General features: G+C 56.6%; 17 protein-coding genes and 1 pseudogene. 12 read left to right on the forward strand and 6 right to left on the reverse strand.

Annotation, left to right across the window (positions count from 1 at the left end):
- From argF to MK6180000_RS19635, 3 genes are all read left to right on the forward strand, one after another.
- Positions 1-1,002, forward strand: a 1,002-nt coding sequence (argF, locus tag MK6180000_RS19625; RefSeq protein WP_138936597.1) for an ornithine carbamoyltransferase, incomplete at its 5' end; no start/stop codon positions are given.
- 1 nt (position 1,003) lies between these two features.
- Positions 1,004-1,924, forward strand: coding sequence for a carbamate kinase (locus MK6180000_RS19630; protein WP_138936598.1), 921 nt, complete (start codon positions 1,004-1,006; stop codon positions 1,922-1,924).
- A 62-nt stretch (positions 1,925-1,986) separates the two neighbouring features.
- Positions 1,987-2,493: a GNAT family N-acetyltransferase gene (locus tag MK6180000_RS19635; protein WP_212751954.1), complete on the forward strand. Its 507-nt coding sequence runs from the start codon at positions 1,987-1,989 to the stop codon at positions 2,491-2,493.
- Between the two features lie 175 nt (positions 2,494-2,668).
- On the opposite strand, the gene MK6180000_RS19640 is transcribed toward MK6180000_RS19635, so the two are convergent.
- Complete coding sequence (locus MK6180000_RS19640; RefSeq protein ID WP_138936692.1) at positions 2,669-3,397, reverse strand: Crp/Fnr family transcriptional regulator; 729 nt, start codon at positions 3,395-3,397, stop codon at positions 2,669-2,671.
- Between the two features lie 151 nt (positions 3,398-3,548).
- On the opposite strand from MK6180000_RS19640, the gene MK6180000_RS19645 reads away from it, so the two are divergent.
- Positions 3,549-3,785: a hypothetical protein gene (locus MK6180000_RS19645; protein WP_138936600.1), complete on the forward strand. Its 237-nt coding sequence runs from the start codon at positions 3,549-3,551 to the stop codon at positions 3,783-3,785.
- Between the two features lie 99 nt (positions 3,786-3,884).
- On the opposite strand, the gene MK6180000_RS19650 is transcribed toward MK6180000_RS19645, so the two are convergent.
- Entirely contained in the window at positions 3,885-4,127 is a 243-nt protein-coding gene (locus MK6180000_RS19650; protein WP_138936601.1) for a hypothetical protein, read from the reverse strand.
- Positions 4,128-4,584: 457 nt separating this feature from the next.
- Between MK6180000_RS19650 and tnpA the strand changes: the two genes are divergently transcribed.
- The 3 genes from tnpA (at position 4,585) to tnpC (ending at position 6,924) form a co-directional block, all read left to right on the forward strand.
- On the forward strand, positions 4,585-4,992 hold the full coding sequence (gene tnpA, locus MK6180000_RS19655; protein ID WP_138936602.1) for an IS66-like element accessory protein TnpA: 408 nt from the start codon (positions 4,585-4,587) through the stop codon (positions 4,990-4,992).
- The gene (gene tnpB / locus MK6180000_RS19660) at positions 4,989-5,336 is read left to right on the forward strand and encodes an IS66 family insertion sequence element accessory protein TnpB (protein WP_138936603.1); all 348 of its coding nucleotides are present in this window, start codon (positions 4,989-4,991) and stop codon (positions 5,334-5,336) included. The genes tnpA and tnpB overlap by 4 nt, the downstream gene beginning before the upstream one ends.
- Before the next feature lie 70 nt (positions 5,337-5,406).
- The gene (gene tnpC / locus MK6180000_RS19665) at positions 5,407-6,924 is read left to right on the forward strand and encodes an IS66 family transposase (protein WP_138936604.1); all 1,518 of its coding nucleotides are present in this window, start codon (positions 5,407-5,409) and stop codon (positions 6,922-6,924) included.
- An 11-nt stretch (positions 6,925-6,935) separates the two neighbouring features.
- Here the strand turns inward: tnpC and MK6180000_RS20460 are convergent, their stop codons facing one another.
- Both MK6180000_RS20460 and MK6180000_RS20520 read right to left on the reverse strand, forming a co-directional pair.
- Positions 6,936-7,091 carry a hypothetical protein gene (locus MK6180000_RS20460; RefSeq protein WP_171054730.1) on the reverse strand — a complete coding sequence of 52 codons (156 nt, stop codon included), beginning with the start codon at positions 7,089-7,091 and terminating at the stop codon, positions 6,936-6,938.
- Positions 7,092-7,269: 178 nt separating this feature from the next.
- The gene (locus tag MK6180000_RS20520; RefSeq protein ID WP_212751955.1) at positions 7,270-7,431 is read right to left on the reverse strand and encodes a hypothetical protein; all 162 of its coding nucleotides are present in this window, start codon (positions 7,429-7,431) and stop codon (positions 7,270-7,272) included.
- 464 nt (positions 7,432-7,895) lie between these two features.
- Between MK6180000_RS20520 and repA the strand changes: the two genes are divergently transcribed.
- The 3 genes from repA (at position 7,896) to repC (ending at position 11,583) form a co-directional block, all read left to right on the forward strand.
- Positions 7,896-9,083: a plasmid partitioning protein RepA gene (repA, locus tag MK6180000_RS19670; protein ID WP_138936605.1), complete on the forward strand. Its 1,188-nt coding sequence runs from the start codon at positions 7,896-7,898 to the stop codon at positions 9,081-9,083.
- Positions 9,083-10,135, forward strand: coding sequence for a plasmid partitioning protein RepB (gene repB, locus MK6180000_RS19675; protein ID WP_171054732.1), 1,053 nt, complete (start codon positions 9,083-9,085; stop codon positions 10,133-10,135). The genes repA and repB overlap by 1 nt, the downstream gene beginning before the upstream one ends.
- Positions 10,136-10,416: 281 nt before the next feature.
- The gene (repC, locus tag MK6180000_RS19680) at positions 10,417-11,583 is read left to right on the forward strand and encodes a plasmid replication protein RepC (protein ID WP_138936607.1); all 1,167 of its coding nucleotides are present in this window, start codon (positions 10,417-10,419) and stop codon (positions 11,581-11,583) included.
- 181 nt (positions 11,584-11,764) lie between these two features.
- Here repC and MK6180000_RS19685 read toward each other — a convergent pair whose 3' ends face one another.
- Positions 11,765-11,971, reverse strand: a complete 207-nt coding sequence (locus MK6180000_RS19685) for a hypothetical protein (protein ID WP_138936608.1) — start codon at positions 11,969-11,971, stop codon at positions 11,765-11,767.
- 311 nt (positions 11,972-12,282) lie between these two features.
- A pseudogene (locus MK6180000_RS19690) lies at positions 12,283-13,322 on the reverse strand (tyrosine-type recombinase/integrase).
- 22 nt (positions 13,323-13,344) lie between these two features.
- On the opposite strand from MK6180000_RS19690, the gene MK6180000_RS19695 reads away from it, so the two are divergent.
- Together MK6180000_RS19695 and MK6180000_RS19700 are read left to right on the forward strand one after the other, a co-directional pair.
- Positions 13,345-13,566, forward strand: a complete 222-nt coding sequence (locus MK6180000_RS19695; protein ID WP_138936609.1) for a type II toxin-antitoxin system CcdA family antitoxin — start codon at positions 13,345-13,347, stop codon at positions 13,564-13,566.
- A 12-nt stretch (positions 13,567-13,578) separates the two neighbouring features.
- Positions 13,579-13,872, forward strand: a complete 294-nt coding sequence (locus MK6180000_RS19700; RefSeq protein ID WP_138936610.1) for a CcdB family protein — start codon at positions 13,579-13,581, stop codon at positions 13,870-13,872.
- Positions 13,873-14,004 lie beyond the last annotated feature (132 nt).

Here is a 14,004-nt window from a genome sequence, read left to right on the forward strand (position 1 = left end):
ATGCCACAGAACCTACGCGGACGCAGTTTCATCAAGCTGCTCGATTTCACACCGGACCAGATCCGGCACCTTCTGCAACTGGCCGCAAGCCTCAAAATGGCTAAGGCAGGTGGATATGAACGGCCAATGCTGGAAGGCAAGAACATCGCCCTGATCTTTGAAAAGGACAGCACCCGCACTCGAAGTGGTTTCGAGGTCGCGGCATATGATCAAGGTGCGCATGTGACCTATCTGGGGCCATCGGGCAGCCACATCGGCCACAAAGAAACGATGAAAGACACCGCGCGGGTTCTGGGCCGTTTCTACGATGGCATTGAGTATCGCGGCTTTGGCCAGAAAGACGCCGAGGTGCTAGCAGAGTTTTCCGGCGTGCCGGTCTTCAACGGGCTGACGGATGATTTCCACCCAACGCAGATCCTTGCCGATCTGATGACCATGAAGGAATTCACGCATAAACATCTGTCCGATATTGCGTTCTGCTTTATGGGGGATGCAGGCAATAACATGGGCTCGTCCCTCATGGTCGGGGCGGCCCTGATCGGAATGGATATCCGCCTATGCGGTCCGCTAAGTTGTTGGCCCGATGCTGACCTTGTCACGCAGTGCCGCACCATTGCCGAGACCACGGGCGCACGGATCACGTTGACCGAGAAACATGCCGAAGGGTTGGAAGGTGCCGATTTTGTCTATACGGACGTCTGGGTGTCCATGGGCGAGTCCGATAACGTCTGGGAAGAACGGATCGCGCTGTTGTCGCCTTATCAGGTCACGGCAAAGATCATGGAGTTGACCGGCAATCCCTACGCGAAATTCCTCCATTGCCTGCCCGCCTTCCACAATCGCGACACCGAAGTGGGCGAGACGACCTTCCAGAAGTTCGGGATCGACTGCATGGAAGTGACGGAGGAGGTGTTTGAATCCCCCGCCTCTGTTGTTTTTGATCAGGCAGAAAATCGGATGCACTCGATCAAGGCGGTCCTCGTCGCCACAATGGGGGCCTGACATGCGTGTCGTTGTGGCTCTTGGCGGGAATGCTTTGTTGCGCAGGGGCGAGCCGATGACAGCAGCCGTTCAACGTACGAACGTGCGGATTGCCGCCCTTGCACTTGCAGATCTGGCACGCGATCATGAAATTATCGTGGCACATGGCAATGGCCCGCAGGTCGGGCTTTTGGCGCTGCATGGGGCGGCATATGATCCGGCAAAGCCATGGCCACTGGATGTTCTGGGTGCTGAAACTGACGGCATGATCGGCTATCTGATTGAGCAGGAGTTGATGAACGCCCTGCCCAATGGTGCGCAGTGCGCGACACTTCTTAGCCGGGTCGAGGTGGACCCGAACGATCCCGCTTTTGCGCATCCAAGCAAACCGATCGGCCCAGTCTACGCGGAGGATGAGGCAGCACAGGTCGCAAGTGAACATGGCTGGTCAATGGTGCACGAAACATCTGGTGGCCGCAGACGCGTTGTACCGTCGCCCCTGCCGCTCCGGATCATTGGCCTGGATGCTATTAAGGCTCTGCTGGCCGCCCAGCATATCGTTATCTGTGCGGGCGGTGGTGGCATACCGGTGATGCGAAATGCTGCAGGCGAGATGGAAGGCGTTGAAGCGGTCATCGACAAGGACCGCACGTCCGCCCTTTTGGCTGTGGGTCTGAATGCTGATGCGCTTTTGCTGCTTACAGATGTCGCGGGCGTCTATCGCGGTTTTGGTGCCGATGACCAACGCATAATCGGGTCAATAACACCGTCCGAGATCGAAACCCTTGAGCTACCGCTCGGGTCAATGGGGCCAAAAGCCGCTGCAGCTGCCACCTTCATCAATTACGGCGGCAAATGCGCTGGTATCGGCCAACTCTCCGATGCACGCGCCATACTTGATGGTCATGCCGGAACACGTGTTGCGCCAGACGCGCGCTGTTAAAGATGATGCTCACACCTTTCTCAGGGACCCTAAAGTGCGGCACATCCGTTCTGATCAGGGAAGTGACGCAAAACGACCGTCACCTTCTTGAGATAGGTCTTGAGCACTTGTCAGCACGCGCAAAGTATTTCCGTTTTCTGGGCGCACACAAAGATCTTTCGCAAAAGGAATTGGACAAATTCACAGCGACCAACACGCCTGATCACGTCGCCGTTGGCGCGCTGCTGACTGGCACGGATGAACCTCAACCGATCGGCATTGCCCGTTTCATTCGGTTGCCCGACCAGCCGAATATTGCAGAAATCGCGATCACCATTTCCGACAAATATCAACACCTTGGACTTGGCAGCCTCCTGCTTGGCGTGCTTGCCAAATTTGCGCAACAGGGCGGCATTACTGCGTTCAATGCCTTGGTACACAGCGAAAACACTGCCATGCTTGGGCTGCTAGGTCATTTTGATTGCGCGCAGACGTCGCTTGGTGGAACAGAAATAGATGTCATATTTCCAGTTCCCACGGACCTTGATCAACCAGCGGCACCGGCATGGCGAGAAAACCTTACATCTTAGGTCCGAACCAACTTGCATCAGTATGGGAAGACGACGGCGGTGCGATACTGAAATTGTTCGCTACGCAACAGTGAACAGTCGACAAGTGAGAAACACGCGGGGAACGACATGTCCCTTGTCCCCCTACCCGCGTGTTTCTCGTTTTTCGCTCGTGGCGGAACTACAAAACACGCGCTCACTTTAACAGTGGACCCAACTGATCCAGATAGCTGACTTCAAATTCTGCAAATGCGACCAACTTATCATAATCATCGAACGTCACATGCCCGTCGCGAAACGTGACCATGCCCTGCTCGCACAACTGTCGCAGCACCCGATTGACATGCACAGCACTCAACCCGATTGCATCGGCGATCAAGTATTGGGTCAGCGGACAATCATATCCCGCCTTGCTGCCCATGCCGACAAGGGATAACCTGTTGCCAAGTTCCAGCAGGAAGTGGGCCATGCGTTCCGCCGCACCCCGCCGCCCGATACCCACCAGATGTTCCACCACCATCGCCTCATCGCGGGACGCCGTCCAAAGGAGAGCTGTCGCCAGACGTGGCGTCTCAGCAAACGCCTCAAACAGATCAGCGCCAAATACTTCGGTGACTTCTATGTCTGTAACCGGCTCAACGCTGTGATCCGAGACGTGCAGGACCACACTGCGCAACCCCAAAAAGTCACCGGGGATTTGGAAATCTACAATTTGTCGTTGGCCATCATGCAAAAGTTTGTATGAACACGCCCAACCGGAAACAAGGATATAGGCCGCTTGATCCGCCTGCCCTTGATGCACCAAGTCGCGCCCGGCTACAAAAGTACGCCTACGCTTGTGCAACCTTTCGAGAACGCAAAGCTCCGCCTCGGACAGTGCTACAAAAGCACCCAGTTTACGCGCGAGTGGTCTTGTTTCGATGATGGTCCCCTTTCTCAAAAGAATGAACACTTATCAAATAAAAACCATCATTGACTGATGTAGATCAGCCCAAAGTCGTTGGTTCTTTGAGAGTCTGTTATGACCGCTGCGCGGGTCCACTGTGCAAGCGCAACAGTCCGGAGAGGCCATCAATATGTCCGAGCATAGCACATCAGGTATCGCAGCGCTTTCAATTTGTGAAGCACTCATGCTTGCACTGAACGATGCGAAAGTCCTGCCAGAACGGGAGATTTTGGGCGTCCTAGAAGATGCTGCCGCCACCCATGAGAATGCGGGCGGTTCTGACCTCGAGATAGAAGAGCACAAAGCGGTCGCGAGGCTGATCAAAAAGATCATCGCTGGCGGAAATTCTGTCCGGAGGCAACAATAGTACTGCGCGAGACTTAGTCGAATGATGTCGATTTACACATTTGCGCGCTTATGCGAATTTGTCCCTATGTTCGGGCAGCCGTCCCACCAGTAATAACGATCATTTAGCAAGTGTTTGAAGCCTGCCAAGAAACGCAAACAACTCTTCGGGCGTTGTCGATTTGGCCTTCGCCAACATCTTGGAACCAATCTTAGCGTCAACGAAAGCTGCCGTTTTTCTTGAATTAAGCCACAGTATTGCCAACTCCGATGTTTCCCAAACAGAGACCAAACCAACCATGCTCTTGCCATCCGGTCCGATGAGCCGCGCAATGGGCGTTGCTTCGTCATTTAAATGGGGCACTCTTTAATTCACTCTTGTCTGCAGGTCGGATGTCGTGCCGCCGATAAGCAGCTTCGATATTGATCCATATTGAGGGTTAAGTCATCGTAAAAGATCAGAAAATTCAGGAATCAAGCCTGCCTCCTGTAACAGTCCTATTCTTGATGGATCCTCCCGTTGGGATGGATAGGCACCTGATAAAATAATCAGTCACAGTTCTCACCCAACTCCCACGTGCAATTTTACTTCATCACTCGCCCAATATGGCGTGCAACGATAATTTGAAAAATTTTCACCCAAAGACAATAGCCTGAGATGCGAATGTAGAATATATTGCGTGGCTAAATACTCTACATCCGGGCTCTGCCTTTGGCATGAAGCTACGGGTACAACGTATCCGTCCGGTCTGACTGCCCTGCCTGCGTGATAGAGTGGGTGATAGTGTCCATTATGGATAGTGGACATCTTGAGGTTGGTCATGGGTGGGGTGAAGGGTCAGAAGAAGCGGCGCTGGTCTGACGACGAAAAGCGTTCGATTTGCGAGCAAACGCTGACGCCGGGTGTTTCAGTTGCGCAGGTTGCGCGGCGGTATTCGATGAACGCGAACCTGATCTTTACGTGGCTACGGGATCCACAGTTTGCGCCTGATCGAAACACCAGCGCAGCGACCGAGGACACTTCGGATTTTCTGCCTATCGAGATTGAGGGCACAGCGTGGTCCTCCGAGATATCAAACCCGCCCATTTCTCCACGCCCACCGAAGACCGGTGCCGCTATCTCGGCGCACCGCGTGGACATCACCTTGTCTGATGGGCGGCGCATTCTGGTGGAAGGCTCAACGGAGTTGTCGGCGATTTTGGGTCTGATGCAGGGGCTGATGACATGATCCCGGTGCCGAGCAACACGCGGGTTTGGCTCGCGGCAGGCGTGACGGACATGCGGCGTGGGTTCAATACGCTGGCGGCGCAAACCGAGCGGGTGCTGGCCGAGGACCCGTATTCGGGGCATCTGTTTGTCTTCCGTGGCCGCCGTGGCGATCTGCTGAAGATCATTTGGTGGGATACGCAGGGCGCCTGTCTTTTTATGAAGCGTCTTGAGAAGGGACGGTTTGTCTGGCCCGCAGCCAAGGACGGAAAAATTTGCGTGACAGCTGCTCAGTTGGCGATGCTTCTGGAGGGAATCGACTGGCGAATGCCGCAAAGAACTTGGCGGCCCCTGCAGGCGGGATAGCCCAACAAAGCATGGGTTTTTTGAGTGTTTTAGTGTTCCGTTCGGTAGGCTGATCGGATATAAATTCCGTATGCTTGAGACCTTCAAATCCCTGCCCGAAAGCCCCACCGAACTGCGGGCTATCAGCGAGCTGATGGCAGTCGAGATCAAGTCTCAAGCCTACCAGATCGAGAAGCTGAAGAAAGAACTGGCGGCACATCGCAAGGCCCGTTTTGGGGCCAAGTCCGAGAGCCTGGATCAGCTCGCGTTCGATCTGCAGGAAGACACTGAGATTGAGGCGGCCGCTGAGGTGCAAAAGGCAGCGCCAAATGGCGACGTGGATGAGGCTGCCCCAGCCAAACGCACCCACAATCGCGCCCCACTGCCTGACCACCTCGAACGCCAAGAAGAGGTGCTCTCGCCCGGTGATGCCTGCGGCGATTGCGGCGGTGCGCTCAAGCAGCTCGGCGAAGATGTCACCGAAGAGTTAGAATATGTCCCCGGCCACTTCATTGTGAAGCGGATCGTGCGTCCGCGTATGACCTGCACCTGCTGCGAGGCTTTCGCTCAGGCCGAGTTGCCCTCGCGCCCGATTGCGCGCGGACGTGCCGGTCCGGGTCTTCTGGCACATGTGTTGGTCGGCAAATATTGCGATCACTTGCCGTTATATCGCCAGTCCGAGATCTATGCCCGGGACAAGGTCGATCTACATCGCTCCACGCTGACCGATTGGGTTGGCCGTTCCACGGCGCTGCTGGAGCCCTTAGCCGACCATATTGGAAAGTTGGTGCGGGCAGGACCAGCCCTCTTTGCAGACGACACGCCCGTCAAAATGCAAACCAAGGGGAAAACCGGAAAGGCCCAAACCGCGCGACTGTGGAGCTATGTTCGCGATGAACGCCCCTGGCGTGGGCAGGCACCGCCCTGTGCGTGGTATCAGTTCAGCGTGGATCGCAAGGGGGAGCATCCGGTCAGCCATTTGTCTGGCTACAAAGGGGTCGTGCATGCGGACGGATATACTGGCTTTAACGGGCTGTTCGGGCATGGCAAGGCCAGCGAACAGGCTTGCATAGTCCATGTGCGCCGTAAATTTGTCGAGGTCTATGATCGCGAGGGCTCTGCCATCGCCGAGGAGACGATCAAACGGATCGCTGCCCTCTATGCCGTGGAAAAAGAGGCGCGCTACAAGCCCGTTGAAGAACGCGTTGCCCTGCGGCAGGAAAAAGCAAAGCCGGTATTCGACAATCTGGAGGTATGGCTGCAACTGCAATTGCCCAAGATCTCCGGCAAGTCGACATTGGCCGCGGCCATCCGCTACGCGCTCGGCCGCATGCCCAAGGCCCGGGCGTATCTCGAAAACGGCAAGCTGGAGTTGGACAACAATATCTGCGAGCGCTCAATCAGACCGGTAACTCTTGGCAGGAAAAATTACTTCTTCATGGGGTCAAAGGGGGGCGGTGAAGCCGCCGCCATCGCTTACACGCTCATCGAGACCGCCCGTATGAACAAGGTCGATCCAGAGGCCTGGCTTCGCTGGGTTCTCGCTCGCGTCGCGGACCACAAGATGACCCGTCTCGAAGACCTCATGCCTTGGAACTGGGCGGAATAAGTCAACGCCAGTCAGACCGGACGGATACTCATGATCCGGGTTTTGCCCTCAATGACATCCACTGGAAAATGGGTATGGCCGTAAAGCCAGTAGTCCGACTGATAGGTATCGATCACCTCGGACAGGTCTGACGTATATGCGGGCGCGCAGCTTGCATCAGACTCCATGCAAAGGCCAAGAGGCCCATGGTGAGTGATGACGCCGTCACCCCCTCAAAGGGCTCTGAGAGCCGCGCTTAAAGCCAGGCGCGATGCTCCCTGTGAAGGATGAGCGTCTCGACCGGCCGGGCGGGCGGGGCGATACCCAGCCTTGTCGACCCGCTCATCATTCATGATCTGTCCCGCCTCATACATCGCTGACTGGCGGTTGGATCATCCAGCCGCTACCAAGGCGGACTTTTGCACCGCCGTTCTCAAGGTCGACCCGGCGACACGTATCAGCGCCGAATATGAGCACTGGGACACTGTCGGCGCCATGACTGATGGCGGCACGCTTGGGATCCAGCATGATGTCACTCCATCGATCTATCTCGATGGCCAGGTGAGCTACTAGGAAACCGAAGGCGCGGACATCAACGGCGTGAGCGTTGGTCTGGGCTTCCGCTTCTAACCAGACCCCCCTGCCCCGCTACAGTAAGGCCTGCCGGAAACTGCGGGCATTATTTCTTTCTAGGGCGGGTGATCCAGCCACTGCCGATTTCTCATTATCCAGTCGATGATGACCTTGACGCTTGTTTCGTCAATTTCAACGCATCCGGGGCTTGGATCTGGAATCCCATCACGAAAGTGAGGATTCATCGGCAAATCTCGGATAAGATCATATGAAGCATATTCTACTGCCTGTGGAAAACTCTTGCCAGATCGTCCTCGCGATGTCAGAACGGAATAAGTAACGCCGTTGCGTCAAGCTTGAGGCATTCGCGTTACGAACAAGAGCCCCTGAAGGGGCCAGATCAGGCACGAGGATATAGCATGAGTCTCGACGGACAGGAAACGGTCTTCCATGAGATCGAACGTGATGCCAAAAGGCTCACCAGCGCACTCAATGCGCATATTAAACGAAGTTTCTCTCCTGAGAACGTAAAGACGCTACGGCGCTTCACCTCCGGCGAGGTGGCGGATCTGCTTGGCATCAGCCAAACCTATCTGCGCAAGCTTCATCATGATGGCAAGATTCCCGACATCGAGAATGATGAGCGGAACCGGAAGATGTACCGCGCGGAGGACGTCCAGGAAATCCGGGTGGCGCTCGCGGCGCAGTCGAAGACGCCCGGTAAATTTCTTCCCAAAAGGCAAAAAGATGAGCCAATTCAAATAGTTGCGGTGACGACCTTCAAGGGCGGCTCCTGCAAGAGCACATCTGCCGTCCATCTCGCCTCCTTCTTTGCATTGGCGGGATATCGAGTGCTTTGCGTGGATCTCGATCCGCAATCATCGCTTTCTGGTTTACTCGGCCAGATGCCCGACGCGGACCTGAATGCGCGACGAACCATCTACGATGCCATACGATATGATGAGCAACAGGTTCCGATGCAAGACGTTATCCACAAAACTTACTTCCCGAATCTCGATCTTGCTCCGGCGGGTCTGATCCTCTCGGAATTCGAGACCGAATCGCCCCGCGCACTCCGCGAAAGCGACCAGATGCCCTTCTATCTCAGACTGAAAGCGGCTATTTCGCAGGTCGAGGAGCAGTATGACATCGTTATCATTGATACTCCGCCGCAGCTCGGTTTCATCACCCTATCGGCAATGGTTGCAGCCACCGGACTTCTGGTCACAGTCGTCCCGAACATGATCGACATGGCCTCATTGGCGCAATTCCTGACCATGGCCAGCTCCCTGCTCGATGTGGTGCGTCAAAACGGTTATGAGCTGAATTACGACTTCATCCGCTACTTAGTCGCCCGGTTCGAGCCCTCGGATGGACCTCAGGCGCAGATGGCTGCGTTTCTACGGGTTCAGTTCGGATCAAGTGTCATGACGGAGCCTTTCCTCAAATCGACTGCCGTTTCGGACGCGGGAATGACCAATCAGACCCTGTTCGAGATCGACCGGGGGCAGATCAACCGCCGCACCTATGATCGCGCGTTCGAGTCGATCACACGTGTCGCCAAGGAACTCGAGGAATCCATTCACCATGCATGGGGACGGGTCTGATGGCACGAAAAAACATGTTCGAAGGGTTGGAGCCGCGCGACGAGGCTGAATCTGAGGCCCCCACGGCCCCCTCCCCTGCCCCGCCCGAACCCAAAGCGACTCCGCCCAAGGACAAAGGTCCGAGCATGGGCGCGCTCGGCGCGCTCAGCATGGATTTGTCCGGGCGCAATTCGCGCATGGTGCAGGATCTCGATCCCAGCCTCATAGAGAGCTCCGGTCATCGCGACCGGCTCGACATCGATGCTACGGATATTGACGCGCTCGCGCGCAGCATGACCGATCATGGTCAACAGGTGCCGATCCTTGTGCGCCCGTTGTCGAGTGACAGATCCCGCTATCAGATCGTCTACGGCCGCCGCAGACTTGCCGCCGCGCGCCGCGCAGGATTGCAAATCAAGGCGATGGTCCGCACGATGGGCGAAGAGGAGGCCGTTCTTGCCCAAGGGCAGGAGAATAGCCAGAGAACCAACCCGACCTTCATCGAGAAGGCGGTCTTTGCAGCTGATCTTCGAAAAGCCGGGTATGAAACCGACATCATCACTGACGCGCTCGCGATAGATCGTACCTCACTGTCACGGATGGAAGTCGTCCTGTCGCTCATCCCGATGGATTGGATATGTGATATCGGCCCTGCCCCAGATGTTGGACGTCGCCGCTGGCATGACGTTGCCTTGCGTCTGAAGGATGGGATCGAGTTGCCGGACCTACCATTGGGTGCTTTTTCGCAAGCACCGGGTTCACTGGAGCGTTTCGAGATATTCGAGGCCCTCATTGCAGATCTTGAGGCGCAGAAGGCGTCAGGGAAGGCAGTCGGGAGCGGATCCGCCCGCGCCAAGGTCCCTCCACGCAAGATTACGACGGCTGACGGCCGGGAGATTGGCGAGATCCGCTCCGCTGGATCAGCCCTCACACTCAAGGTTCTGTCAAAGCAGAACCCGGAATTCGGGTCATGGCTCGAGGCACGCGCGGATCAGGTTCTGCGTGAGCTTTTCGAGCAATGGTCTGAAAGCTCGACCCATAGCGCCGATAGCGCATCGGGCGATAACTCGTAACCATCAACCTAGAAAAGGAGGCACGTCAGAGGACCATAAAAAAAGACCCCCCAGGACATGATATCCCGAGAGGCCTCTATGCTTGACACCACAGAGATACCACTCCCCGCACTCATGTCAAGAATAACCGATTCGGTCGGACCGATAATTGTTGCCTGAAGGCACTTTTATCGACACCCCCGCTTCGAATCAGAGTTCTTCAGACCTTGCCCACGGGCAAAGCTGAACCGGCCAATTGGTCGGCATGGGAAAGGTCTGCCTGGTCTTTACGTGAGCAGTACATGGCATTTCATCAGATCCAGACGAACTCGGCCCTTGCGGCGCCGACCCGAGACACTTCTCCGCAGTCAGCGTCCGACGCTTGGAAGATCTTGCGTGACCTTCGATCTGCGCGCCGTCAATACGGCTTAAAAGATCGTGCCATTACGCTGCTTCAGGCGTTGATCTCGCTTTTGCCCAAGGACAATCCGCGCACCCGTATCTTCGCTTCCAATAAAACACTCTCGGATCGGGCCAACGGGATGGAGGAGCGTACAATCAGACGCCACATCAGCATACTGGTGCGTGCGGGACTTATTGAACGTCATGACTCTGCAAATAGAAAGCGGTTTGCGCGCCGTGACCCCGATACCGGAGAACTGATCGGGTACGGTTTCGATCTCGCCCCCATCTTCAATCGCGCGCAGGAAATCTCCGCTCTGGCATCTGAGGCTATCTTAGAGGCCGGAAGGATCGCAATCCTGCGAGACCGGCTCTCACAGATCCGCCAGGTCATCCTCGAGGGGGGAAACGTTGACAGTGATGCGGAGATCATCAGAAAAGCACTCCGACGCAAACTGAGTGCGGCACAGCTACAGTGCATGATCGCAGAATTGAGCCCGGCAGACAGTCGGGACCCCCCTGCCCCGACCACCATTCTGTCCGGCGATGACAGTCAAATTGACCGGCACATTCAGAAGTCAATTACAGAAGATCTTGATTCTGATAGCCCGAAGATCGTGACGCTTGATACGGGCCAACGAGATCCAGCCGATGTTTCGCCACCAAAGCGCAGAGAGGATAATAGGAATTTAAATGCCTGTGACCACGGACAAGCGCCAAGCCAATCAGATGATCTTGAGATAAGGCTTGATCAAGTGAAGGCCGCCTGCCCTGAAATTATGTGCTTCGCCACGGCACCCGTCACGAGGTGGCATGATATGGACAGGCTGGGCCGATCAGTTGGCCGTATGGCCGGTATCGCTGAAGATGTTCTTGATCAGACCGAGCTCAAGTTTGGAAAAACCGGCCTTGCTTTAACGGTTGCCGCCGTACTTCAAATGGGCAGCCGTATTAAGAATCACGGGGCCTACATAAGATCACTTGTTTCAGGCAAGCATGCAGACACATTCGATCCTGCGAAGCTTATAATTCGATTGATACACGCTCAGAAAGTGGCAGTCGGATGATGAGCTTCCACCCAATTGACCGCGGTCAATTAAGACCGGAACGGACCCAATTGACCGCGGTCAATCGAGTTTACTTGTTAAAGCTGCTCGGGAGTGGAAGCAGTATGAAGCGACGGGCCACGGGCAAACTGCCCGCAGCCCACATAGGACATCTGTGCTGCAATACGCATCTCTCAGCGGCTCAACCCAGCGCAGGCTCCGGCACGACTTGTGCATTCAGCTCCAATTGAATCTTCGCGAGCTGCTCCTGCGTAAGCGCTGTCAGAGGGGTGCCGGTTACCATCTCAGATCCGGTATCCACCGTCAGGCGGCCATCTTCATGGATCTGGTGAAGATCGCCCTGCGCCTGGCTGTGAGGACCGGTCTCGACTGTAATTCTTCTGACCATCTGATATCTCCAAAGGTCTACGTCTGATGTACCTGATGCTATTGGATCGTATGAGGTGTTCTGTTTAGCAATTCCGCGCCATCCGATACCCGAAGCTGACCGCTTCTGATTCGGTCTCGAAAGGCACCCGGTTGCTTCCGGAGATCTGCAGAAAGCCGCGACAATGCGGCAGGTCATAGATCATGGAGTTACTGTTTCCGATCACCTCGGCCGCATGCGCCGTCTCGACAGCAGGATCCGATGAGACTTGGTTTTGCCCGCGGGCAGTCGAGATATCCCGACGTTACTTGGTGAATGAAAAGGGCGGGGGCCTATAGCCCTGCCGCCTTGGTCAGATTGACGTGGAAGCGGTCGCGCCGCCGCTGATAGCGGCGGGTCAACTCAGCGCTCGCATGACCCAGATGTTTCTGGACATGGCGCTCATCGACCTCGGCGCTACTTGCGAGACCTGCGCGCAGGGAATGCCGGAAAAATAGCGCCAAACGGCCCATCTCGGGCAGATCCGCGCGAATACCTGCGCTCAGTACGGTTTGCTTAATGAAGCGTGCGACTTGCTTGTCGTTGAGGCGGGCCTCCCAGGCTCGCTTGCCGTCACGAGAGGTCCGCACGAACGCCGGGCCGAAGGTGATACTGGCAAAGCGCAGCCATCGGTCCAGCGTGTGAACCGGACAGGTCTGGTTGGATGATCACCGGCTAATCTCGACCTCGCGCCAGCATCGAGGATCTCGATCCAGCCACCTGAATCTGGAGTGTCGTCTTTGCCGTGATCCAGGCTGACGATGTCGGATCGCCTGAGAGCGTCCGCATATCCCAGGAACAGGTTTGCCCGGTCTCTAAGCCCCCGCAAATCAAAACCCAGAGTGGCCACCATGGCGAGGATATCATCGCCATGGTGGCTTCCTTCTAAACCGGGGGCCGCGCGCGTGTTTGCGCCTTATCCCGGCCAGCACGGTGGCAATATGGCGGTTCTTACGATCAAGGGTGACACCACGCTGCGCGTAGGCCCAGGCAAGACCCGACAGGCGGCGTTTGATGGTGTTGACCGCCATCGGGCGGCCCGGCGAAAGGGCAGGGGCCGTGAAGGCGACGCCAGGTCGGCGAGATAGAGCCCGATCATCTCCGGCGCGGGGGGCAGGGGGGACGCGCCTTTCAGCCTGCACCAGCGGGTAAAATGTTCCCAGTCTTTTGCATAGGCGCGTAGGGCGTTTTCCGAAGCCGCTTGTATTGCGTAATCGCGCGCGGTTTCGACAAGGCGATCCAGCGTGCCGGATCCCGCCACCCAGGCAGGCAGATCGATTTCGTCGCGCTCCTCTTGCGGCGCGGAGGCGTGTGGTTTATACTCCTTATTCATACATATACTCTTGGAGGTCTGGATGGGACGGATAAAAGTCAATCTGACGCTCGATGCGGGCGTGGCGGAAACGGCGCGGGCGCTCGGCCTCAATATGTCGCGTCTTGCGGAGGCCGCGATTTCCGAGGCCGCAAAGGTTGAGCGAAACCGTCTGTGGCGGGAAGAAAACCAGGCGGCGATCAGGGCCTATTCCGAAGAGGTGGCCCGGGAGGGACTGCCTCTCGCACCGTTCCGAAGCTTCTAGGGTCTTACTCGCATGGCACAGTTCGACCTCTATCGCCTGAGCAGCGGACAGCTTGTTGTGGACCTGCAGACCGACCTGATCGGTATCGAGGCCTCACGCATCGTTGCGCCCTTGCGCGAGGCTGGCCGCTACACAGCGTTTCCCGGTTTGACGCCCGCTGTCGTGGTCGACGGGGCGGCCTGGATCGTCCGTGTTCAGGAACTGGCTGCCGTGCCGGGCGCGGAGTTGCGAGAGGTTGCTGGATCCTTGGCCGACCATCGCGATGCATTGAAGCGCGCCCTGGATATCCTGACTGACGGTGTGTAGCGCCCCGGAGTCGGCACCGAAGGCGGGGGATAGGGCAGGCGGGCAAAAGGTATCAACGCCGATAGGGGCAGGATATGGAAGCGGCGAAACCTCCCGAAAACTGGGTGCTACGTCGCCATCACAAGATCGAAA

It is taken from the genome of Roseovarius arcticus (genome assembly GCF_006125015.1).
Lineage (GTDB): Bacteria > Pseudomonadota > Alphaproteobacteria > Rhodobacterales > Rhodobacteraceae > Roseovarius > Roseovarius arcticus.